18 protein-coding genes and 1 tRNA gene are annotated in these 22,523 nt (G+C 73.9%); 13 read left to right on the plus strand and 6 right to left on the minus strand.

The genetic code is table 11. The features are described from left to right. Positions 1–196 precede the first annotated feature (196 nt). From OOK31_RS00530 to OOK31_RS00545, 4 genes are all read left to right on the plus strand, one after another. Positions 197–270, plus strand: a tRNA-Met gene (locus tag OOK31_RS00530). 684 nt (positions 271–954) lie between these two features. Continuing rightward, on the plus strand, positions 955–1,317 hold the full coding sequence (locus OOK31_RS00535; protein ID WP_267010286.1) for a hypothetical protein: 363 nt from the start codon (positions 955–957) through the stop codon (positions 1,315–1,317). 417 nt (positions 1,318–1,734) lie between these two features. After that, positions 1,735–2,232 carry a hypothetical protein gene (locus OOK31_RS00540; protein ID WP_267010287.1) on the plus strand — a complete coding sequence of 166 codons (498 nt, stop codon included), beginning with the start codon at positions 1,735–1,737 and terminating at the stop codon, positions 2,230–2,232. Between the two features lie 244 nt (positions 2,233–2,476). Further along, on the plus strand, positions 2,477–2,668 hold the full coding sequence (locus OOK31_RS00545) for a hypothetical protein (RefSeq protein WP_267010288.1): 192 nt from the start codon (positions 2,477–2,479) through the stop codon (positions 2,666–2,668). A gap of 165 nt (positions 2,669–2,833) precedes the next feature. On the opposite strand, the gene OOK31_RS00550 is transcribed toward OOK31_RS00545, so the two are convergent. Beyond that, on the minus strand, positions 2,834–3,229 hold the full coding sequence (locus tag OOK31_RS00550; RefSeq protein ID WP_267011787.1) for a RidA family protein: 396 nt from the start codon (positions 3,227–3,229) through the stop codon (positions 2,834–2,836). 143 nt (positions 3,230–3,372) lie between these two features. Here OOK31_RS00550 and OOK31_RS00555 point away from each other — a divergent pair, with 143 nt between their 5' ends. Beyond that, on the plus strand, positions 3,373–4,347 hold the full coding sequence (locus OOK31_RS00555; protein ID WP_267010289.1) for a YafY family protein: 975 nt from the start codon (positions 3,373–3,375) through the stop codon (positions 4,345–4,347). Positions 4,348–4,495: 148 nt separating this feature from the next. Here OOK31_RS00555 and OOK31_RS00560 read toward each other — a convergent pair whose 3' ends face one another. Both OOK31_RS00560 and OOK31_RS00565 read right to left on the minus strand, forming a co-directional pair. Beyond that, on the minus strand, positions 4,496–5,068 hold the full coding sequence (locus OOK31_RS00560) for a peroxidase family protein (protein WP_267010290.1): 573 nt from the start codon (positions 5,066–5,068) through the stop codon (positions 4,496–4,498). Then, positions 4,957–5,784 (minus strand): peroxidase family protein, encoded by an 828-nt coding sequence (locus OOK31_RS00565; RefSeq protein WP_267010291.1) that lies wholly within the window; start codon positions 5,782–5,784, stop codon positions 4,957–4,959. Before OOK31_RS00565 ends, OOK31_RS00560 begins: the two co-directional genes overlap by 112 nt. 223 nt (positions 5,785–6,007) lie before the next feature. Here OOK31_RS00565 and OOK31_RS00570 point away from each other — a divergent pair, with 223 nt between their 5' ends. From OOK31_RS00570 to OOK31_RS00580, 3 genes are all read left to right on the plus strand, one after another. Beyond that, positions 6,008–7,204, plus strand: coding sequence for a serine hydrolase (locus tag OOK31_RS00570; protein ID WP_267010292.1), 1,197 nt, complete (start codon positions 6,008–6,010; stop codon positions 7,202–7,204). 218 nt (positions 7,205–7,422) lie between these two features. Further along, a complete protein-coding gene (locus OOK31_RS00575; RefSeq protein ID WP_267010293.1) occupies positions 7,423–8,166 on the plus strand; it encodes an NAD(P)-dependent oxidoreductase in 744 nt (247 codons plus the stop codon). A 4-nt stretch (positions 8,167–8,170) separates the two neighbouring features. Continuing rightward, positions 8,171–8,536, plus strand: coding sequence for a VOC family protein (locus OOK31_RS00580; protein ID WP_267010294.1), 366 nt, complete (start codon positions 8,171–8,173; stop codon positions 8,534–8,536). On the opposite strand, the gene OOK31_RS00585 is transcribed toward OOK31_RS00580, so the two are convergent. From OOK31_RS00585 to OOK31_RS00595, 3 genes are all read right to left on the minus strand, one after another. After that, the gene (locus OOK31_RS00585; protein ID WP_267010295.1) at positions 8,428–9,192 is read right to left on the minus strand and encodes a hypothetical protein; all 765 of its coding nucleotides are present in this window, start codon (positions 9,190–9,192) and stop codon (positions 8,428–8,430) included. The two genes, OOK31_RS00580 and OOK31_RS00585, sit on opposite strands and share 109 nt — an antisense overlap. A gap of 88 nt (positions 9,193–9,280) precedes the next feature. Further along, the gene (locus OOK31_RS00590) at positions 9,281–10,108 is read right to left on the minus strand and encodes an aldo/keto reductase (protein ID WP_267010296.1); all 828 of its coding nucleotides are present in this window, start codon (positions 10,106–10,108) and stop codon (positions 9,281–9,283) included. A gap of 70 nt (positions 10,109–10,178) precedes the next feature. Next, the gene (locus OOK31_RS00595; RefSeq protein ID WP_267010297.1) at positions 10,179–11,201 is read right to left on the minus strand and encodes a glycoside hydrolase family 26 protein; all 1,023 of its coding nucleotides are present in this window, start codon (positions 11,199–11,201) and stop codon (positions 10,179–10,181) included. Positions 11,202–11,497: 296 nt separating this feature from the next. Between OOK31_RS00595 and OOK31_RS00600 the strand changes: the two genes are divergently transcribed. Genes OOK31_RS00600 through OOK31_RS00620 form a run of 5 tightly spaced genes read left to right on the plus strand, consistent with a single transcriptional unit; the run spans position 11,498 to position 22,490 of the window. Continuing rightward, entirely contained in the window at positions 11,498–13,705 is a 2,208-nt protein-coding gene (locus OOK31_RS00600; protein WP_267010298.1) for a WD40 repeat domain-containing protein, read from the plus strand. Further along, positions 13,690–14,685 (plus strand): MoxR family ATPase, encoded by a 996-nt coding sequence (locus OOK31_RS00605; protein WP_267010299.1) that lies wholly within the window; start codon positions 13,690–13,692, stop codon positions 14,683–14,685. The genes OOK31_RS00600 and OOK31_RS00605 overlap by 16 nt, the downstream gene beginning before the upstream one ends. Further along, the gene (locus tag OOK31_RS00610) at positions 14,682–15,899 is read left to right on the plus strand and encodes a DUF58 domain-containing protein (RefSeq protein WP_267010300.1); all 1,218 of its coding nucleotides are present in this window, start codon (positions 14,682–14,684) and stop codon (positions 15,897–15,899) included. The genes OOK31_RS00605 and OOK31_RS00610 overlap by 4 nt, the downstream gene beginning before the upstream one ends. Next, entirely contained in the window at positions 15,896–18,205 is a 2,310-nt protein-coding gene (locus OOK31_RS00615; protein WP_267010301.1) for a transglutaminase-like domain-containing protein, read from the plus strand. The genes OOK31_RS00610 and OOK31_RS00615 overlap by 4 nt, the downstream gene beginning before the upstream one ends. Next, positions 18,192–22,490, plus strand: a complete 4,299-nt coding sequence (locus OOK31_RS00620; RefSeq protein ID WP_267010302.1) for an AAA family ATPase — start codon at positions 18,192–18,194, stop codon at positions 22,488–22,490. Before OOK31_RS00615 ends, OOK31_RS00620 begins: the two co-directional genes overlap by 14 nt. The last annotated feature ends 33 nt before the right edge of the window (positions 22,491–22,523 follow it).

Here is a 22,523-nt window from a genome sequence, read left to right on the forward strand (position 1 = left end):
CCGGGAGCACCCCGCCCGCCCCGGTCAGCCCGGCCGGCCCATCGCGGCCAGGTCCTCGCGGTCACCGGCCCGACGCCGGCCCCCGCCCTGCGGGCGTCGATGCGTTATTGATGATCACGCCGTACGAAACGACGTCTTCGGCGGGTCGTAACTGGTCAGGGGCAGTCCCGCAGTGCCGTAGGGTGGGGTTCACCGACGCGGGGTGGAGCAGTTCGGTAGCTCGCTGGGCTCATAATCCAGAGGTCGCAGGTTCAAATCCTGTCCCCGCTACTGACTAGAAGGGCCCGGATCCGCAAGGATCCGGGCCCTTCTGTCGTACCCCGGTGCTTCAGGCGAGGCGGCGAGGCGGGCGCAACAGCGAGGCCGCCCCGCGCAGCCGTATCCAGTCGGGGAGGTCCGCCACAGGGCCGCAGCCCCCTTTCGCGACTGCCGGAGGGCCTGGACGCCTCTGGGGGCGCCGTAGACGTAGATCTTGCCGTCGCGGGCTGTCTCGACCTGGCAGGTGCTGAAGCCGGTTGCGCGGGGCGACCCCGCGGGCGTATGTGGTGGCCGCCCACCTCGTCAGCGACGGCATCCGGCGCACCGCAGAAGTACAACGCCACGGTCCGGCGCTGGGGCCGGCGGACCGGGTAGTGGTCGCGCTGGCCCGGATCCGCTGGAGGTAGCCCTACGGTGGTCCCGTCGCGCGGGGGCCAGGCGTCCGCGGTAAGCAGGGTGAGGTTCTCCTCGGGGTATCAGGGCTCGACCACGCCGCGGCGCGGGGCCGGCCCGGGGTGAGGAGCGAGAGAAGCGGCCGCAGCCGTCGTCGTTGCCTTCCAGCAGCACAGGATCGCCTGCGAGCAGGCTATCGCCGCCTTCCCCGCTGACCCCATTGATCCCCAGCCGTCGGGAACATCGCAGATGACAGCTGGTTTGATGGCCGTCTGTCATCTGCCAGAGGGAGAGGACCCAGCGATGGCTGCGGTGGGGGAATGGGCGTTCGGGCTGGTCAACTGCATCCTGTACCAAGCGATGTACCGGGAGGCCGGCGCGGCGCTCGATGAGGAGCTGGTGCGCCGGTACGCGGTGGCCATGCAGGTCGAACCGCTCTACGACCGGCCGATGGCCGAGCAGGTGGCGGCGCTGCGGGCGGTGCTGGCCACGGACACACCGCTGGCGAGCGCATTCGACCCGTACGAAGGACAAGAGCCCTTCGGTGAAGCCGAGTTCCGCGACTTCCTGTCCCGGCTGGCCGACGAGCTCGAATCCCACGGCCCCTGGCCGCTCGCCGTGAAGCGCCGCGATGGCTGGCTGCGTCAGCTCTTCTCCCGTCGGTGAGCCCCGCCCTCGGCACCGTGGTCGTCGTCCTCCTCGGCCGCGTGCGCGAGGCCGAGCCACCGCTGGAGCACCGGATCCGGACCCGCCTCCGCGAGCCCCTGCCCCACCCCGTTGCCCGGTCCGCGCCCGCAGGGTTGCCTCCCGGCGCATGCGGATCGTGATCGCAAGCAAGGCGGCCCCGTGTCTCGCCGTTGCGATCTGCTCCGCTGGGAACGCTGCGAAGCGAGCGGGATTCTGCGGTGAGTGGAGCGGCGGATTCCCTGGCCGGGCAGTAGGACAGGAGCTTCAGCATTTTCCCGCCACCGGCGATTCGTTGCTCGCGGACTCGTTGGACTCGACTCACCGTCCACAAAGCCGTCCACGAAACCGTGGGCATACTGCTGCTCGCGACTCGAATGACGACACGTGAGGTGACCCTTGAGAAGGCTGCTGGATAGCTTCGAGACCGCGGTTTCTCCGAGCTATCGCATATTCGGGCTGGTCGATACGAGCGTCGATACCTACTCGCCGCACGCGGATCGCACGAAATGGCTCCTTTCCGCCCCCGGCATGGTGTATCTGCAAGTGCCGCCCCAGGTGCTTCGGGCGTCGGTCCGTCTGGAGAGCTGGTCAACCGCTCCTCCGGCAAGCGATGCCTCGTGGTCCGGCGCGGAGGACGTGGAAGTGGAGCTTCCCGAGGGTGAGCTCGCGCTGGAAACCATCGACGGCGGGCAGCAGGAAATCCCCCTGGTCCTTCCCTCGTCCGGTCTGTACAGGATGCGATGGCAGTGGATATTCAACCGTGAGCGCGGGCGGTTCACCTCTCCCTTGGCGGGGATCCGGGAACCGCTGCCCATGCCGCCGGGTCTCGAAGAGAAGGTGAGCGGTACGGATCAGTACTGCCTCATCCAGATCTGGCGCACGGCCGCCGGCTGACGCTCCAGCCGTTTCGCACCTCCTCACACGGCTCCGCTCCACCGGTGTCGACCCGCCGGCGCGACTGGTCCGGTCGGGCGGGCCGTCTCTCGTCGTGGGTTGGTCCGATCGGTCGGATCTGCCGGTGAGTCGCGCCGGGACGCTCCGGGCGGCCCTTGAGCCGAGGCCCGTCAACCCCGGCGGCTTCTGTACCCTCACCCGGGCGGCGGTGCCGGGGAACAGCGGCGGAGCGGAGGAGTGCGTCGTGACCTACACCCTCCCGGACGGCCAGCTCACCGTGCAGGGGATGTACTTCGGCATCCTCAACCCGGGCCCTCGCCCCCCGTTCGACAACGCGATCACCGGTGGCACCGGGAAATACGACCGGGCTCGTGGCTCGGTCCACGCCGAGACGGTCGAGGCGGGCAGGCGCTTCACGATCGACCTCTACCTCTGACCGACCCTGCCCCCGCCCGGTGAGAAGGCCGGCCCGTCCACGGCACGGCCCACCAGCTCGACCCCCCACTGGCGACGCCGCCGGCGAGAGACGTGCCGAGGTCGCCGCCCGCCTGCTGCTCGTGCCGGTTCAGCCGGCACGAGCAGCAGAGGTGGCGAGGTCGCATCACGCGACGGCGGTGCCCTCCAGCTCGACCATCTGGCCGGGGATCGCCAGCCGCGTCACCCCGAGCATCGTGGAGGTCGGCGCCACCCCGGCAGCGCCCAAGCGCGCCGCCAGCACGCCGTAGTGCTGGAAGAGCAGATCGACGTCGGTCGTGTAGACGTTGAGCCGGACGAGGTTCGCGAGAGACATGCCCGCCTCGCCGAGCACGGCCTCCACGTTGTCGATGCTCAGCGCCAACTGCGCCGCCATGTCACCGTCGTGCTGGGGCTTGCCCTCGCCGCTCATCGCGGTCTGCCCCGAGATGTACAGGGTCCGAGTGTGCCCGGAGACGACCTCACCCTGGTTGAACCCCAACTCCTCCGACCACGTCACCGGGTTGACCGCCGTTCGTTCCACTGCCACTTCAGCTCCATTCGATCCATGGGGAGTACGGACGTCCATCGGCTCGGCTGCTCGGAAGCCGCCGGCTTCGACGTCGTGGAACGAGCCTCGCAGGAAATCACGACATCCTTAGTCATGTATTCCGATAGAGTTCCCGCATGCGCGCAGACCGGTTGGTCTCGCTGGTGCTGCTGCTACGTCAGCGCGGTCGGTTGACCGCGGACACGCTGGCCCGCGAGCTGGAGGTATCCACCCGCACCGTGCTGCGCGACATCGAGGCGCTGTCCACGGCCGGTGTCCCGGTGTACGCCGAACGCGGCCGGCACGGCGGCTTCGCGTTGTCGCCCGGCTTCCGGACCGAGCTCACCGGTCTGAACCACGACGAAGCCCTTGCCTTGCTGACCGCCGGATCGACGCGCGGCGAGCAGGCGTTCGGCCTCGGCTCGGCGCTCGCTTCGGCCATGCGGAAAGTGGTCGACGCGCTGCCCGAAAGCCACCGGGCCACCGCGAGCGACGCGGCCCAGCGACTTCTCGTCGACCCGGAGGCCGACCTGCTCTCGCGCCGACTGGTCTCCGAGGAGGTACCGGGCTCCACGATGATCGAGGTCCGGCGCGCGGTGCTCGCCGGACACAAGCTGCGCATCCACTACGCGGCCACGGGCCAGGCACCGCAGTGGCGGACGGTGGACCCGATCGGCCTGGTCACCGTACGGGACCGGGGCTACTTGCTGGCCACGAGATCCGGCGAGGACCGCACCTACCGGCTGTCGCGGGTGCTGGCCGCCGAGGAACTTCCCGAAACGGCACAGCGACCGAACCAGGTCGATCTGGACCGGATCTGGCGGGAACGCTCCACGCAGTTCCTCTCCGGCGGCGACCACATCACCGTGCTGCTGCGGATGAACCCGGTGCGGCGGGAGGAACTGCTGGACACCGCGCTGGCCGTCCGCGCAGAAGAACCCGACGCGGACGGATGGCTTCGGCTGGAGGTGACCTTCCAGGATTCACGACACGCGGAATGGGCGCTGTGGCAGCTCAGCACGGATGCGGAAGCCCTGGCCCCGCAGTCGTTGCGCACCTCCCTGCGCAACCGCGCCGCCGCGATCGTCACCTGCTACGGCGAGCCGTCCTGAGCGTTGTCGCCTGCTGGCCGAAGACCCCTGCGCCCGCCTCGGCTGGCTGACGCGGGGGCGGCGGTTGCGCCGACGTACGTCCAGGCGGTGGACCGAGCGCGCGAGGTGGCCCCAGCAGATCGAGGGGGTACACCACCTGACGGCAGGATCAGGGCAGGGGCAGATGGAAGACGTCGTCCTGGATGTTGGTGATCTGCGTGTTGCGCTTGATCACGTCCGACATTTTCGTGCTCTTGATCGCGGTGACCTCGGCGGGCGTGAGGGCCGGGTCGTTCTCGAACCAGAGGCGGTCGCCGGCCCGGGTGCGGGTGAGTTGCTCGGTGATGACGGCGGTGAGGAGCGGGCCGAACGCCGTGCCCGTGATGTGGGGTTCGGCCAGCCCGCCGATCAACGGGTCGAGCAGGCGGATGTCGCCGTACGCGGCGGTCAGCTTCGCCCGGACTCCCGGGTCCGGTGTGAGCTCGGCGAACGTGGCGCGCGGGGGCAGGCCGTACGCCTTGCGGCACTGGTTGTAGTCCGGGATGCCGTGGTCCCGGGCGCGCTGGATGTCGATGGCCACCAGGTCCAGCGGCGGCGCCCCGGGGAGCCGGATGCTGCGCATCGCCTCGATCACCGAGACGTCGACCTCCTGCATGATCTGGGACGCGAAGCCCTTGAACACCGGGCCGATGCCGTACTGGTTGACGATCCCGATGTTGAGCAGCGCCTGGCCGTGCGGCACGGTCTGCAGGACCTGGCCGTCGTTGCCCGGACGAACAGCGAATGGATGCTCATCAGTCCGTAGCCGGTGTTGGCCCGCTCGTCGCCGGCCAGGAAGTAGCCGGCCGTCGGCCCGACCGTCTGGTTGAACAGTCCTGCCGTGTTCAGCGGGAGGGCCGGCCCGTCGACGCCGACGCCGGTTTTCAGCGTGCTCGTGTAGACGGCTACCGGCCCGAGGTTCTGGACTGCGCGCAGGGCCGCGGCCCGCCCCTCGTCCGGTCCGTACACCTGGCTGCCGTCGATGTACGCGTTGAGGCTGTCGAGCTGCTGCCGCGGGTTGCGCCGTCCGGTACCGGTGGACGGGTCGTACGCCGAGCGGGTGAGCGGGATCTGGCTTCCCGGCGGGAACGCCGTGTCGTCGGCGGGGACGGGGATACCGATCGTCTCCAGCGGATCGGTGGCCGCGATGAGGTTGAAGCCGTGGTTGAGGAACTGCCCCCACATCCAGGTCAGGTCCGTCAGCCGCTGGGCGTTGAGGGTGTCGGTCTCCTGCCGGCAGACGATGTTGCTGACCACCCGGGCGCTCGGGCGGTCGGCGCCGGCCGGGGCGCTCACGCCGTCGGCGTACCCGATGGGGGTGCGCCGCAGGAAGGCCGAGCCGTTCGCCCCGCATGCGGGGTGCTCGATGTTGTTGCCGTATCCGCTGACGGACCGGTACACCGGCGGTTCGGGCGCCACCGCCAGGCCGCCGCCGGCCCCGACCGCTCTGTCTTCGGGCTCGACGGCTGCGCTCGCGGTGCTCGCCGTAGGACCGGAGCGGGCCGTTCGTCGGCGACTTGCGCAGCCAAGCGGGGGTGCGGGCGCGCGCCGTGGGCCCGGTGCGGGGCGCGGGCTGCTAGGCAGGCTGGTGTACCGGTCGGGTCCCGCCCCGCCGCCCCAGCGCACACCAGGAGACACGTACGTGCTGACCTTCGCCCGCGGACGCCGCCTGCGCACCGGACTGTCCGCCACCGCCCTCGCCGCCGCCGCGCTCGGCGGGCTGCTGCAGCCCGCGCAGGCGGCCGACGGCCCCGGTCCGGCCGATGGCGGCCCGCGCCACGACAAGAGCCTCCAGCAGCAGCTCGACCGGCTCGTCGCCCAGGACGACGGCCCGCCCGGGGTGATCGCCGTACTCACCCGGGAGGACCGTACGCAGGTGTACACCGCCGGTGTCGGCGACACCGCGACCGGCCGCCCGCCGCGGCCCGACGACCACATGCGCATCGCCAGCATCGCCAAGGCGTTCAGCGGGGCCGTTGCCCTGCGACTCGTCGACCAGGGCCGGCTGTCCCTCGACGACACCATCGGCGAGCACCTGCCCGAGCAGCCCGCGGCCTGGCACGCGGTGACCCTGCGCCAGCTCCTGCAGCACACCAGCGGCCTGCCCGACTTCTCGGCCTCCCCCCGGTTCCTCGAGATCCTCGGCGCCGACCCGCACCACGTCTTCGACTCGCGCAGGCTCCTCGACTTCGTGGCCGGGGAGCCGCTGCTGTTCCAGCCCGGCTCCTTGTACGAGTACTCCAACTCGGACAACATCGCCGTCGCGCTCATGGCCGAGGCCGTCACCGGCCGCCGCTACGAGGACCTCCTGCGGGACCTCGTCTACCGCCCGCTGGATCTGCGCCGCACCAGCCTGCCCGTGGGCTTCCGGCTCCCCCGGCCCTACCTGCACGGCTACGACGTCCTCCCGCCCGCCGAGCCGGAGGACATCAGTGAGGTCGTCGGCGTCTCCGGCATCTGGGCCTCCGGCGGCATCGTCTCCACCCCCACGGAGCTGGGCGCCTTCATCCGCGCCTACGGCGGACCCGCCCTGCTGTCGGAGAAGACCCGCAAGGAGCAGCTCACCTTCCGCGCCGGCGACTCCTCGGAGCCCGCCGGCCCCGGCACCAACGCCGCCGGGCTGGCGATCTTCCAGTACACCACCCGCTGCGGTGTGCTCTACGGCCACAGCGGAAACTTCCCCGGCTACACCCAGCTCGCAGCCACCACCCCCGACGGCACGCGTTCGCTGACCTTCTCCATCAACACCCAGACCAGCAAGAGCAACAAGCCCGCCCTGCTGGCCCGCCTGCGCACCGTGCAGGAGGACTTCGCCTGCGCCCTGCTCAAGGGGCACTGAAGGGTCCTGCCGCCGGAGTTGCGCGGGCCGAAGGACACCGTCTTCATGCCGTCCGGTTCGACGGTCAGGGGGTGAGCGGGGCGAGCACCTGGTTGTGGGTGTGCTGGTAGATCACGGAGGTCCGGGCCCGCCCGGCCGGAGCGGAGCGCACGGCGCTGCTCCACGACGTCGGCGACGCGATCGAATCGCTCGGCGGCCGCTACATCGCGGGCCCTGACGTGGGAAGCAGCCCGGCCGACATGACGGTGATCGGCACACGCACCACACACGTCTGCTGCCGGCCCGTCGAGGACGGCGGCAGCGGTGACTCCTCCCTCCACACCGCGCGCGGCACTCTCGCGGCACTGGGCGCGGTCGCCGAGGAGGTCTTCGGGTCACCGGAGCTCGCGGGCCGGAGCTTCGGGGTGATCGGCCTCGGTGCGGTCGGCGGCCACGTGGCCCGGCTCCTGCACCGGGCCGGCGCGCGGCTCGTGGTGACCGACGTCGACCCGGCCGCACGCGGCATGGCCGAGGAGCTGGGTGCTGCCTGGGTGGACCCGGACGGCGCCCTGCACACGGAGGTCGACGTCCTGGTGCCGGCCGCGCTCGGCGGCCTGCTGAGCGCGCGCACGGCGCCGCTGCTGCGGTGCGCCGCCGTGGCCGGCCCGGCCAACAATCAGCTCGACGATCCGGCCACCGCCGGCCTCCTCGCGGCGCGGGGGATCCTCTGGGCTCCGGACGTGGTGGTCAGCGCCGGAGGAGTCATCCACGCGACCGGTGTCGAACTGCGCCGGGAATCCGAGGAACGGCTGACGGAACGCATCCAGGGCATCGCGGCCACGCTGCGGCTGGTCTTCCGTACGGCACGGACCCACCGGGTCACGCCCGCGATCGCTGCCGGTCGGCTCGCCGGGGAACGGGTTCGCGCGGCGGCCGGGCCGTCGGTATCCCGCACCGCCATCACCACCACGCAGGAGGGCTGACGACATGGCGAACCGATGGGGCGGAGTGACGATCGACTGCGTCGACGTGGAGCGGGTGGCCGGCTTCTGGAGCGTGCTCCTGGACCGCCGGCCGGGACCGACCCGGCCCGGCTGGGTCTACCTGGGGCACCGAGGCGATCCGCAGCCGCGGCTGGTCTTCCAGCCCGTGGCCGAGCCCAAACGCGGCAAGGCACGCCTGCACCTCGATGTCGTCGTCGACGACATCGACGAAGGCATCGCCCAGGTCATCGCGCGGGCCCGTCAGGACACGTGGCGTGCCTCGTCGCGGATGTACGCCAACACCCCGCCCAGCGAATCGCGTTCGCGGTCGGGGCGGTCGGCCAGGAAGGCCGCGCGGGCGCGCTCGTAGTCCTCGCGGTGGAAGGGTTTCGGCTGTTGCGGGGTGAGCTGGAGGATCAGGGGGCGGACCCCGGCCCGGTGGTAGGCCGCCAGCTTGTGGTGGCCGTCGAGGAGGTAGCCCGTCAGGCTGTCGGGGGTCGGGCACAGCACGACCAGCGCGGGCAGGCCGCCGCCCCTGATCCGCCGCGTGTGGTCCCGTACGGCGGCCTCGTGGCGCGGCGGCCAGTGGTCGGTGGTGAGCAGCGCGAAGTCCTCCTCGGGGTACCACTGCTCGACCGCGTGGCCGCGCGGGTGGACGATGCGCAGCCGGTGCGGAGCCTGCCGGGCGGTCATCACGTACCGGCCCGGTGCCAGGAGCGTCAGCAGCGGGCGCAGGCGCTGCGGGTCGGGCGGCAGGTGGTGGCCGGTGACGGGGTCCACCGCGAGGTCCGGGCAGCCCAGCCACTCCGTGAGGGCCTTGACCTCGCCGGTTCCGGGCGCGCGGGCTCCGGCGCGGGCGGCCAGCCAGCCGATGCTGCCGAAGCCGTCGTTGCCCTCCAGCAGTACGGGATCGCCGGCGAGGGCGAGCAGGCTGGCTCCGGCGTCCCCGGTGAGTTCGATGATGCCGAGCCCGTCCGGGACTTCGCAGACGACGGCGGGCGGGGACGGAGGGGGTTTGGCGGCCATGCCAAGTCTCCCGGAGGGGCGATCGGGGGCGTTGCCCGCGGGGGTCAACAGGAGGCGGTGGTGCGGTCCACCGGGTTGTCGAAGTCGCTCACGGCTGCGCCTGCGGCAGCGCGTCGAGGCGAGCGCGCTGGGCATCGGTCAGGTGGAGGCGTTCCGCGGCGAGGTTCTCCTCCAGGTGTTCGATCCGGGAGGTGCCCGGGATCGGGAGGACGACCGGTGAGCGGCCGAGGAGCCAGGCGAGCGCGACCTGTGTGGGGGTGGCTCCGGCCTCGGCCGCCACGGCGGCGATCTCGGCGTTCGCCCCGGACTTCCCCCAGGCGACGGTGCGCCAGGGCAGGAAGGCGATACCGGCCGCTTCGCAGGCGGCGAGCACGGGCTCGTGCTCGCGGTCGAGCACGTTGTAGCCGTTCTGCACGCTCGCGATGTCGACGACGGCCCGCGCCCGGTGGAGTTCGTCGGCGGTGACCTCGGACAGCCCGATCCGGCCGATCTTGCCCTCGGTCCGCAGGTCCCGCAGTGCGCCGAGCTGGTCGGCGAGGGGCGTTTCGGGGTCCAGGCGGTGCAGTTGGAGCAGTTCGATCCGCTCGACGCGCAGTCGGCGCAGTGCCTGCTCGACCTGCTCGCGCAGGAAGGCCGGCCGCCCGTCGGGGCGGCCCGACCTGGCGATCCCGACCTTGGTGGTGACGAGGAGCCCGTCCGGGTAGGGGTGCAGGGCCTCGGCCAGGAGCTCCTCGTTGGCTCCCCAGCCGTACAGGTGGGCGGTGTCGATCAGGGTGATGCCCAGGTCGACGGCCCGCCGGGCGACCGCGAGCGAGGCCTCACGGACCGGGCCCGCCTCCGTCCGCAGGCGCATGGCCCCGAAGCCGAGCCTGCGCACTTCCAGGTCCCCGCCGATGCGGAACACGTCCGAAGTCATGTGCTGTTCCTCCCCCTCGTTCGAGGGGGAACGTTAACAGCGCGGTCGGCAGCGGCTTTGGCCGGTTGCCTCAAGGGAGGTGGCGGTGGGCCGGCCGCCGTTTCTTGCCGGTGGACAGGGAGTCCCGGAACACCCGTGCGGAGCGCGGGTTCTCGCTGCACTGCCACACGCCGTGCGGGCAGTAGTCGGTGATGCTGTGGTAAAGCGGTTTGTGCCGGGCGATCCACGCCAGCATGCGCCGCATGTAGTCGGGGTTGTCGCCGTTGCGGAACAGCCCCCACTCGGGGTACGAGATCCGCTTGCCGTGCGCCTTGGCGAAGTCGACCTGCTGCTGGAGTCCGTAGGGCTGGGTGACCTGGTCGGCGAAGGAGTGGCCGGGCGGCTGGTCGTAGGAGTCCATGCCGATGATGTCGACCACGTCGTCACCGGGGTAGCAGCTGGTCCAGGCGATCGCGTCACCGCCGCGGTTGGGGGCGAAGTCGAAGCGGAACCGCTGCCCCTCCACCGAGCGCATGGCCGACACGATGCGCCGCCAGTACTCCTGCCAGCTCTCGGGGTCGGGGCGGCACCGGTGGGTGTAGTTGAAGCCGTTCATCTCCCAGCCGAGCACGATGACGGTGTCCGGCACCCCGAGATCGACCAGGCGCTCGGCCAGCCGCTGGAAGTGGTGGTCGTACTCGCCTTCCGCGCCGGAGCGGAGCAGTTCGGCGACCTGGTCGTCGGGGACGTCCGCCTCGTTGTGCTCCAGCATGGGCACGTTCAGGACGAAGAGCCGATCCGCTCCCGCCTTGCGCCAACGGGCCCAGCTGTGCAGGGAATCCGGCGCCCCTTCGATGTTCGCCCAGGTGTCACCGGGGAGGTAGGTGTGCCCGGCGCGCAGTTCGGCGCCCCCGAGCCAGCGCGAGAGCTTCTGCATCCGCTCGACGCCCGGCGAGCCGTAGTGGAGGTAGGCGCCGACGGCGACCTCGGTGCGGGGTCCGTGGGGGCCGGACGCCCCGCGCGGCGGCGTGGCGAGGGCGCAGCCGGTGGCGAGCAGGAGGGCGGCGACCGTACTCGTGCCGGCGCCGGCCAGTCGGCGGCCTCGACGGGACATGACATCTCCCCACGCTTCGCGAGCTGATGTGTCTGGCTGCGACATTAGGCGTCTGATCGGGCTCCTGGCCTGTCCGGGGTCCTGGCGCTGGGCCATTCGCGGCAGCCGGCCACCCTCGCTTGGCCCGACCAGGTGAAAGCCGGGCCCCCTCGCCCACCCGCCGGTGGCCGACACGCCGGGCGGGCGCGGGTACCCCGTCCGGCCCTGCGTTCCTTTCGGTCAACTACCGTAAAAACTCGCTCAATTGGCGTGACCTACGGCACAATGGCCGTCCGGTGACGACGCATGGGGGCTGCGTGACGTCTGCGAGGGGGGAACGCGGCAGTGACCGCAGGGTCGTCGCTGCCGTACTCGTGTTCTGCGCGCTCGCCGCAGTGGCCCTGACCTCCCTGGGACCGCCCCGGGACACCACGCTCCTGCGCCTGGACGCCGACACGGCGTGGCTGGTCAGCGACGCGCCCGGCCTGCTCACCGCCGTGGACGGGGTCACCGCCCGCCCCGTCGCGCAGATCCGGGTCCCGGACGCCGCGGGCGGCCGGCTGGAGGTCGTACGGGGCGGGGCGGCGCCCGTACTCGTGGCACGGCAGCCCAAGGAGATCGGCGGGAACCCCACCGCGAGCGTGGTGGACGAGCAGCAGCTCGCCCTGGCGTCGACGGAGCGGCTGGTCTCCCCGTCCGCCACCGTCCTCGTCTCGGGAGCGGCGGCCTACTCCGTGGACCACGCGCAGGGCCTGCTGAGCCCGCTGAAGGACGCCGGGCCCCGGACGACGCGCGACGGCACGCTGCGGGCCGGGGATCCGGTCGCCCAGGCGGTACCGGACGGGCACGGCGGAGCGTGGCTCCACCTGCCCGGCCGGCACGAGGTCCTGCACCTGGACGGAGCCGGCCGTACCGTGCGGCGGATCGGCGTGCCGGGGGCCGCCGAGGACATCGTGCTGGTCGCGCGCGGGGGCCGGGCCGTCGCCGTCCATCGCTCCGCACCGTTCTTCGTCGTCCTGTCCGATGCGGGGAAGGCGGGGGAGGTGCCGGTCGCCCTCGAGAGCGGTGAGGGGGTGGCGGAGGCCGGTCTCGGCGAGGACGGCCGCCTGTACCTGGTGCTCTCCCCGACGAACACCCTGCTGACCCTGGACCTCGAGACCGGGCGGGCCCTGCACCGCGTGCGGCTCCTCGACGGCGCGGCCCGCCGGTGGGGGCCGCCCCTCGAGCAGGGCGGGCGTGTCTGGGTCGCCGACCGGGACGGCGCTCAGGTACTGGCCCACGACCCCGTATCGGGGCGCACCGCGGTCGAGGCCCGCCTCGACCACTCCCCCGCCCCGGACCTCACGGTCTTCGCCCAGGGTGAGCGGGTGTGGGCCGACGATCCGGGCGGGCCGCAGGCCATGGTCTCGTACGCGGGCACCACGCGGGTCTTCCGCAAGTTCCCGCAGCCGGAGGCCCCCAGCCCCACGCCCACACCCACACCCACGCCCAGCCCCACGCCCACCACTGCGCCGGCGCCGGCCCCACCTCCCGCGCCCGGCGACGACACCCAGCGGCCGAGCCTGCTCACCACCCTGGAGACCCCCGCCCGGCACGCGAGGTTCGCGCCCGACGGCAACACGATCGCCATCTCCGACGGGCGCCTGATCAGCCTGTGGAGGAGACAGGGCGACGGCTTCCGCATGCTCGGCCGCTTCCAGCCCTCCGGTCCGGCGGACTTCCACCCCATCGGTGCGGACGACACGTACAGCATGGACTTCACCAGGGACTTCACCTCCGTGTACGTGCTCAGCTCGCTCGGTATCGCACGCTACGACCTCACGGATCCCACGACGCCCCGGCAGGCCTGGGCTTCCATGCTCTCCGGCGCGTCCGACATTTTCGCCTCCAGCTCCCTGGACCCCACCGGGACCCTGTGGGCCGTCGCCACCCACGATGCCGGCACCTCGATGGGGAGGGCCGAGTTGCTGCTGCTCGACGTGAGTGACCCCGGCAGGGCCGCGCACGCCATCCACTACGGCACGGAGATCGGCGGCGTCGGTCTTCTCATAGGCCGGGTGGCCTTCAGCCCGACGGCACCCCTGCTGGCCGTCCCCTCCATCTTGAGCGGTATGAAATACACCCTTCGTTTCGTGGACCTGAACGACCGCGGCAACGCGCGCGTGGTGAACATCCCCACCACCGGCAACGCGCCCCCGCTGTTCTCCGCCGACGGGACGCACGTCCTGGCCGCAGGCACGCGTACCTCCCTGTCCTTGTGGGACGTACGCGATCCGGCCCGCCCGCGGGAGCGGGCACTGCCCGAGGCCGGTGCCGTGTCGGCCGGCGTCCTGTCCCCCGACGGCCGCACGGTGGCGGCGCGGTCGACGGACGGCTCCGTCACCCTGTGGCGCCTCGACGACGACGCCCTGCGCAAGACCGGTTCGCTGCCGCGCAAGGATGCGGCACTGCTGGGATTCAGCCCTGACGGGCGGGTCCTGGCGGTAGGAGGAGAGGGGAACGTACAGCTGTGGAAAGTCGGTTGAACGGGCCGGCGCCCGGAGGCGACCCCGCCGAGGAGTTGCAGGGGTTCCGGGGCCGCTTCGAGCTCGTCGCCCAGGCCGTGGACCAGGTGCTGAACGGGAAGCGGGAAGCCGTCCGGCTGGCGCTGGCCTGCCTGCTGGCCGAGGGTCACCTGCTGATCGAGGACGTCCCCGGGGTGGGCAAGACCTCGCTCGCCCGGGCCCTCGCCACGGCGTTCGGGGTGTCCAGCACCAGGATCCAGTTCACGCCGGACCTGATGCCGTCCGACGTCACGGGCGTCGAGGTCCACCAGGGCGGCGGCACCTTCGTGTTCCGTCCCGGACCGGTCTTCGCGCACGTCGTCGTCTGCGACGAGATCAACCGGGCCTCGCCCAAGGCGCAGGCGGCGCTGCTGGAGGTGATGCAGGAGCAGCAGGTGTCGGTGGCCGGGCAGGCCCGCCCGGTACCGCGCCCTTTCATGGTGGTGGCCACGCAGAACCCGATCGACTTCGAGGGCACCTACCCGCTGCCGGAGGCCCAGCTGGACCGTTTCATGATGCGGCTGCGCATCGGCCGGCCCGATCTGGAGGCGGAGAGCGAGATCCTCGCCCGCGACGACCGGCACACGGGGACACCGGCGCACCTGGAGCCCGTCTTCGACGACCGTGTGCTGACCGCCATGGTGGAGACGGCGCGCCGGGTGCGGGTCGACCCCGCCGTGCACCGGTACGTCGCGCTCCTGCTGCGCGAGACCCGCTCGGACCGGCACGCCCCGGACGTCCGGCTCGGTGCGAGCACCCGGGGCGGGCTCGCCCTGCTGCGGGTCGCGCGGGTGCACGCCCTCGCCCAGGGCCGGCAGGGGGTGACACCGGACGACGTCAAGGCGCTCGCCGGGCCGGTGCTGGCCCACCGGCTGGTGCTGACCGACCATGCCCTCCTCGACGGGCTCACCGGTGAGGACGTCCTGCGCCGTGTCCTGGCCGTCGTGGCGGTACCCCGGTGATCACGGCGCGGGGCTCGGGAGTCCTCGGCGTCTGCCTCCTCCTGCCCGGCTGCGCCTGGCTCCTGGGTACGGCGACGCTGGCGGCCCCGGCGGTCGGCGGCCTGGTCACGCTCGGCGCCGCCGCCCTCCTGGTGCGCGCGGCCGCGCGGAACGGGGTGTCGGCCCGGCTGGACAGGGCGAGCGTGACGCGCGGGGAGGCGGCGACGCTGACGGCCGACCGGCCGGCCGTCCCCGCCTGGATCCCGCTGGTCTACGAACTCCTCCCGGGGCAGGGGACACCGGCGGAGCACCGCCGGGCGGCGTCGGCCGGTGGCGGCGAGAGGCTCGTCGTGCGCCTGCCCACCGAGCACCACGGCGTCCTCGTCCTCGGGCCCTCGGCGCTGCGCGTACGCGACCCCCTGGGGCTGTTCCACCGCGAGAGCCGGGCGGGCGCCGCCCAGACCCTACGGGTGCTTCCCCGCACCCTGCCCGTCCCCGGACCGGGCGCGGGGCGGACCCGCAGCACGCAGGTCACGGGCCGGCCCCTCGCCCACCGGGACGGCCCGGAGTTCCACACGCTCCGCGAGTACCGGCCCGGCGACGACGTACGGCGCATCCACTGGCCGAGCAGCGCGCGCACCTCGGCGCTGGTCGTGCGGCAGGACACCGCCGTGGAGGAACCCACCCGGTACGTGTGGCTCGACACCCGGGCGGTCTGCTACCCGGATCGTGCCGCGTTCGAGGAGGCGGTGGACACGGCGGCCTCCCTCGCCGCGGACGCCGCCCGCCGCGGCCTCGCCCTGCGGCTGTGGACGAGCGAGGGGGCGGTGCTGAGCGCTCCTCCCGGTCCGTCCGGGTCGGCTCGTTCGCTGGAGTTCCTGACCGAGGTGGCGCCCACCGGGGCCGTCCCCGGGCAGGGCCGTCCCTCGCCCCCGGCCGCGGCGTACGGCGGAACGGCGGGCGGCCGTTCCCGGGGCCCGTACCGGGTCGCCGCCCAGGGCCTGTTGACGGTGGTGACGGGTGAGTCCGCGGCCGGTCACCCGCTGCCGGCGCCCATCACGGGCGGGTGCGCCGTCGTCGCCCTGCACCTGGGTTCGGCCGCGCCCCGCGCCGAAGCGTCCGGCGACGGACCGGTCCCGGGGGCCGCCCCGGTGCGTCACCGGCACGCCCGGGACGCGGAGCAGGCCCTGCTGCTGTGGGCCGCCGCGGCCCGGGCGCCCGGGAGGCGTGCGTGAGCGGGACGTTCGCACGCGCGGCCGGCCGGGCGCTGCCCGCCGGTGCGGCGGCCGGCATCGCCGGCTCCGCCTTCCACCGGGCGTTCGGGTACGAGGCCCTCGCCCTGCCGTTGGCGGTGGCGGCCCTGCTGCCCGTCGCCCTGGTGGTCGTGGCGGCCGGGGGCCGCGGGCGGCTGCCGGTGGAGGTCTCGCTGCCGCTGTCGGCGGGCCTGTGCCTGCTGGCGGGCTCCGTGGTGCTGTACGGTTCCGGGCCCTCCGAAGGGGTCCTGTCCTCGCTGCGCGCGATGCCGGGTACGGCCGCCCAGGGGTGGGCCGCCTTCCTCGACGTGCCGCTTCCGGCGGCGGCGGACCCGGTGCTCCTGGCGGTGCCGTTCACCGCCGTGTGGACGGCGTCGGCCGCGGGGGCCGAACTGGCCGTACGCGCCCGGCGGGTCACCGCCGCGACGGTGCCCGGCTTCGCGCTGCTCGTCGTCGCGACCGCGCTGTGCCTGCCCGGGCGCGGTGCGCTGCTCGGCCAGGTCGTCGCGCTCGGCGCCGTCGCCGCGGCCACCTTGCCGCGTGCGGTCCTGGCGCCCCGTACGGTGTGGCTCGTCCTGGGGCCGGTGGCGGTCACCACCGTGGCCGCCGTCGTGCTGTCGGCGCTGTGGCCGGGCGGAAAGCCCGTGTACGACCCGCGTGAGCACCGTCCGACCGTCGAGGAGGCGGCGGCCGTCACCAGTCCGCTGGCCCAGTACACGCAGTGGGAACAGCAGCCGGAGGAAGCCCTGTTCACCGTGGAGCGCGGCCCCTCCGCGCCCCCGTCGTCCGCCGGACCGGAGCGGTGGCGGCTGGCCTCGCTCACCGCCTACGACGGCCGTCGGTGGACCCTCCACGACGTGTTCACCCCGGTCTTCGGCCCGCTGCCGGTCGATCCGGCCCTCGGGGTGCGCGCCGCCGGGCGGCTGGAGGGGGGCGGGCGTTCCTCGGCCGTGATCCGGAACCTGAGGGGCCGGCTGCTGCCCGTGCCCGACAGCCCGGCGGCGATCCGGTCCGACGGGACCCGTCTGCTGTTCAACCGTTTCGAACGCACGGCGCTCGCCGTGCCCGGCCTGGCACCCGACGCCCGCTACGGCATCACGGCGGGCGTGGCCCCCGCTGTCACCCCGGCCGACGCGGCGGGCCTGTCCCCCGCGTCCGGCGTACCGCAGGCCCTCGACGTACCGGGATCCGTACCCCCGTCGCTGCGGGAGCTGGCCGACCGGGTCCGGGGCGCGGCGAGCACCCCCTACGGGCGGGCCCAGGCCCTCGCCTCCGAGCTGTCCCGCGAGTACCGGCGGGTCGCGAAGGCGCCGCTGAACCAGCCGGTCGCCTCCCTCGGCCGGTTCCTGGCCGACCGCAAGGGGTCGGCGGTGGACTTCGCCGCCGCGTACGCGCTCGCCGCCCGCCTCGAAGGCCTGCCGTGCCGGATCGTGGTCGGATTCCGCGTCCCGGCGGGTACGGGCCCGCACACCGTCCTCGCGCGGGACGCGGCCCTGTGGACCGAGGTCGCCTTCGAGGGCGTCGGCTGGCTGCCCTTCGAGCCCGTGCCCGCCGCGAGCTCCGCCGCCGAGGACGAGGTACGCCCGGAGCCGGACCCGGTCGTGCCGCAGCCCTCGCCCTCCCCCTCGCCTTCGGCCTCGTCCTCGTCCTCGCCGGGCCCGGCCGCCGGGGCCTCCCCGGCCGCCCCGACACCGGCGGGAGGCGGGCGGGCGCTCGGCCCGGCCTCCGGGATCCCCTGGAGTACCTGGGCGGCGGCGGCCCTCACGGCGCTCGTCTCCGGGGCGGCGGGCGCCCGTATCTGGATGGTCCTCGTACGGCCCGTGCTGCGCCGTCGGGCGGGGCGCCGCCTGGGTACGCCCGCGCTACGGGTGCTCGCCGCCTGGCACGACGCCCGGCACGCCTTCGACGCGGCGGGCGCCGCCCCGCCCGACCCCTCCCGCACCCTGGTGGAATCGGCCCGGATGCTGTCGGGGGCGGAGCCGGTGGCCGCCGTCCGCGCCTCCGCCGTCTCCCTGGCCCAGCTCGCCACCCGCGCCCGCTTCTGCGAACCGACCGCCGGCGAGGTGAGGGCCGATCCCTCGCTGAGCGGGATGAGCCCCCAGGACGCCGAACTCGCCTGGCTGCTGGCCGAATCGATACGCGAGGAGCTGCGGCCCGGGCGCCGGCTGTGGGTCGTCGCCTCGGTGGCACGGGTGCTGCTGCCGACGGCCCTGTCGGCGCGGGTCCTGCCGGCCCGCGCGCTGCGGGCCCGTCCCCGAACCGAGGAGGAACGCGTTGAGCACCGTTGACCTCGGGCTGGCGGCCCCGGGCTGCCACGTCCTGCTGATCGGCAGCGGGCTGAGCGCCGCCCCGGACGTGCTGCCGCCCGTCCCCGCCGTGCACCGGACCCTGACCGACCTGGCCGCCGCCCTGCGCGAGCACTGCGGGGTCACGCCCGAGCGGCTGACGGTGCTGGAGGACCCGCCGGACACGGAGACCTTCGCGCGGGCGGTGTCGGAGGCCGCGCGCGCCGCCCACGACACCCTGCTCCTCTACTACGTGGGGCACGGGCTGGTCGGCGCCCGCAACGAACTGCGCCTGTGCACCCGGGCCACGACCGGGCACCCCGACACCCTCCCGTACAACACGCTCGCCTTCGGCCAGGTCCTCGACCTGGTACGCAGGTACAAGCCCGAGCGGCTGATCACCGTCCTGGACTGCTGCCACGGGGCCCGCGCCGCCGACGATCCCTTCACCGGGCTGCGCCGCCACTACCTGCTGCCCGCCGCCGCCCGCGACGAGGTGGCCCTCGCACCGCCCGACGCCGCGCACACGGTGTTCTCCGGGGAGCTGCTCGCCCTCCTCGACGAGGGCGATCCGGGGGCTTCGGCCCAGCTCACCCTGGAGGACGTCCGGCGCAGGCTGGCCGGGCGCGGGCTGGAGCCCCGCGTCCACCAGGACAGCACCACCGGATGGTTCGCGCTGGCCCGCAACAAGGCCTTCGTGCCCGGCTCCCGGAGCGTGCCCGGGCCACCGGACACGGGGATCTGCCCCTACCCGGGGCTCGCCCCGTTCGAGGAGTCGAACCAGCGCTGGTTCCACGGCCGTGAGCAGCTGAGCGCGGACCTCGCGGCGGCCCTCACCTCGCCCGGCCGGCCCGGACTGCCGTTGATCCTGCTCGGCGTGTCCGGTGTCGGCAAGTCCTCGCTGCTGCGCGCCGGGCTCCTGCCCGCCCTGCGCCGGGGAGCCCCCTCCGCCGGCACGCCCCTCGGGTGGGAACCGGTGCTCCTCGCCCCGACGGAGCACCCCTTGGACGCGCTGGCGCAGGCCCTGTCCGAACCGGCCGACATGTCGGCCGGGCCCCTCAGGAGACTGCTCGCGGACGAACCCCGTGCGGTGGCCGACCGGTTGCGGCGGCCCGGGCTCGGGCGCGCGCTGCTCGTCGACCAGTTCGAGGAGACCTTCAACCTCTGCGAGGACGCCCGGGAACGCACCGCCTTCATCCGCGCGGTCACCGAACTCGCCGCCGTCGGCGGCGACCCGCGGAACCCTTTGGCGGTCCTGCTCTCCCTGACCGCACACTCCTTCGCCGCCTGCGCCGAACGCCCCGAACTGGTACGGGCGGTGACGGAGCATCAGTTCGTGGTGCCGCCGCTGTCGCCCCGGGAGATCCGGGCGGCCGTGACGGAGCCCGCCCGGCAGGAGAACCTGCGCATCGAAGCGGGCCTGCTCGACCTCATCCTGACCGACCTCGGCCACGGCCTCGACCCCGCTCCCCCGCCCGCTCCCGGAGGCCCGGAGCGCGCCACCGCCGTCGGCACCAGCCTCGTCCACCTCGCGCAGGCCCTGACGGCGACCTGGGAGCGAAGGGTGGACGGCGTGCTGACCGTCCGGGGCTACCACGACTCCGGGGGCATCGCCGGAGCCATCACCCAGTCCGCCGACGAGGTCCTGCGCGGCCTCGATCCGGACCAACGGCTCGTGGCGCAGCAGCTGCTGCTGCGCACCGTCCGGCCGGGCCGCCCCCTGGAGGGCGTACCGCCGGTCCGGACCGCCGTGGACCGGGACACCCTCGTACGGGAACTGGGCAGCCGGCACACGCTGCCCCTGCTGGACCGGCTACTGCGGGCCGGACTGCTCACCCAGACCGGGCGGGCCGTCCAGCCCGCCCACGAGGCCCTGCTCCAGAGCTGGCCGCTCATGCGCAGGTGGCTCGCGGCGGACCCCGAATGGCGGGTGCGGCACGCCCAGTTGACGGACGCGGCGGCGTCGTGGCGGGACGCCGGGGAGAACGAGGCGGACCTCTACCGCGGCCACACCCTCAGCCGGGCCCTGGAGTTGACCGCGGACCGGACACAACTGGAGGTCGGGGCAGAGGTACTGCGGTTCCTCGGAGCCTCCGTCCGGAGCCAGCGCTCGGCCACCCGCCGGGCCCGGAGCGGCCGCCGTCTCCTGCTGCTCGGTGCCACCACCTCCACCGTCGTGCTGACCGCCGCGTCCGTCCTGGGGTGGGTGGCCTACCGGGCGCAGGAACGAGCCACGGCCGAGGCGGGGACACTACGGTCCCGGCAGCTGGCCGCGTCGGCGCTGGCGCTGCGCCACGTCGAACCGGTGCTGGCGGGACGGCTCGCCGTGGCGGCGGAGGGCAGTGCCCGCACCGACGAGGCCTGGGCCGCGCTGATCGCGAACTCCGGGCTGCGCCCGGCCGACTCCGGCGGCCGCAGCACCGACCTGCCGGCGGCGGTCTCCTTCGCGGTCGCGCCCGACCGCCGTGTGATGGCCCTGGCCGGCGGGGACCAGGTCCAGCTGTTCACCGTCGACACCCGGACGCCCGTCGCCTCGCTGCGCCTGCGCGCTCCCGCCGTGGGTCTGGCCTTCTCCCCGGACGGGCGTTGGATCGTGGTGGCCTCCTACGGCTTCCTGCTGTTCTGGGACGCGTCGGCGCCCGGTCCGGAACCGGTCCGTCGGGTGGAGGTGCCCGACGGCACCGGATTCGTCGACGAGATGACGTTCTCGCACGATTCCACCACCGTCGCCCTCACCGCCAAGGACTCCACCCGTCTGGTCACGCTCGGCGCGGGGCCCACGCCGCGGGTGCGGACCCTGGCCGGCGAGGCACTGCGCTACGACGCCGGCGGCAGGCTGCTCACCGGCCTGGACGGTCAGGGACGCCTGCTGGTGCGCCGGGTCGCCCAGGACGGTACGGAGGGCGCGCCTCAGGCCCTGCCCGGGTCTTCGGGCCCGTACGTGGGCGCGACGAGCGTCACGGCCGACGCGGGCGCCCTGGCCGCCCTGCGGCAGGACGGCACGGCCGAACTGTGGTCCTTGTCGGGCGAGCCGCGCCGTACGGGGACCGTCGCCTCGGCGCAGAGCACAGAGGCCTCGCCGGCGCTGTCGCCCGACGGGCGGCTGCTGGCCCTGGCGGGAATCGGGGGCGTCCAGGTGTGGGACGTCCACGGGCCCGTCCCGGCACTGCTGGGCGAGACCTCCGGGCACGGTCCGGCGCAGGTGGTGGCGTTCCTCCCGGACGGGGAGCGGCTCCTGGTGGCGGACGCGTCCTCGACCCGGATGTGGGACACGCGGGCCCTGCTCCAGCCGGGCGCCGTCGCCGCCGCTCCGGTGTCCTCCGCGGCGGCGGTGGCGTACCGGCCCGACGGGCAGGCCCTGGCCGTGGGCGGCGCGGACGGCGCGGTCTCGGTGCGGGCGGTCACGGGTGAGGTGCTGCCCGTCCCCGCCGGGCTCGCGGCGGCGGGCGGACGACGGGTCCAGGACCTGGCGTTCGCCCCGGACGGGCACACCCTGATGGTCGTCCGGGGGCGGGGGGTGGAGCTGTGGAACACCGCCGACACCGGCGCGGCGGGGCCGGTTGCCCTGGTACCGGGTGTGCGCGCCGCCGTGGCCTCCGGCGCCGCGCGGTTGTCCGTACGCACCGCGCACGGCGCCGTCGAGTGGTGGGGCCTCGACTCCCCCGCCCGTCCCCGGCTGCTGTCCTCGAAGCCCGGCACGGGGGCGGCCGGCGCTCCGGTGGCCCTGGTCCCCGACGGGAGTGCGGGGTTCACCGGTTCCTGGTGGGACCTGACCGATCCCGCGTCACCGCGCGCCGTCGGCACGGCGGGCTCCGGGGCTCCGGCGGACACCCTGTTGGTGCCGGGCGCCGACGGAGCGCTGGCCGTGGGCGCCGGCCTCACCGAGGTCGAGGCGTTCGCCCGGCCGGGCAAGGGTGCCTGGACGGCTCCCGAAATGCGGGGGCTCACCCCGACGGCGCTCGCGCTGGCGCCCGACGGCTCCCTGGCGGCCACCGGCGACGACCGGGGCACCGTCCGGCTGTGGCGGCGCACCGGCGCCGGACCGTGGCGGGCGCTGGCGGAACTGCCCCGGCGGGCCGGCCGGGTGACGGCCCTCGCGCTGTCGGCGTCGGGAGGACTCGCGGTGGCCGTCGCCGACGGGCCGGTGATGGTCTCGGACCTGTCGCGCCGCGCCCTCGTCTCGGGCCTGTGCGCCGTACCGGCCCCGTCCGGAGCCGAGGTCGAGGCCCGCTGGCTCGCCTACGGGGGCCGGGGCCCGTTGGACTCCGCCTGCGACACCGCTCCCTAGAGCAGCTCACACCCGTCCGTACGTCACACCACT

The sequence above is a fragment of the Streptomyces sp. NBC_00249 genome, assembly GCF_026342355.1.
Taxonomy (GTDB): domain Bacteria; phylum Actinomycetota; class Actinomycetes; order Streptomycetales; family Streptomycetaceae; genus Streptomyces.

Coding starts and splice junctions, on each gene's coding strand:
- OOK31_RS00535 (WP_267010286.1), top strand. CDS start 955: ATGGCTGCGGTGGGGGAATGGGCGTTCGGGCTGGTCAACTGCATCCTG.
- OOK31_RS00555 (WP_267010289.1), top strand. CDS start 3,373: ATGCGCGCAGACCGGTTGGTCTCGCTGGTGCTGCTGCTACGTCAGCGC.
- OOK31_RS00580 (WP_267010294.1), top strand. CDS start 8,171: ATGGCGAACCGATGGGGCGGAGTGACGATCGACTGCGTCGACGTGGAG.
- OOK31_RS00585 (WP_267010295.1), bottom strand. CDS start 9,192: ATGGCCGCCAAACCCCCTCCGTCCCCGCCCGCCGTCGTCTGCGAAGTC.
- OOK31_RS00590 (WP_267010296.1), bottom strand. CDS start 10,108: ATGACTTCGGACGTGTTCCGCATCGGCGGGGACCTGGAAGTGCGCAGG.
- OOK31_RS00595 (WP_267010297.1), bottom strand. CDS start 11,201: ATGTCCCGTCGAGGCCGCCGACTGGCCGGCGCCGGCACGAGTACGGTC.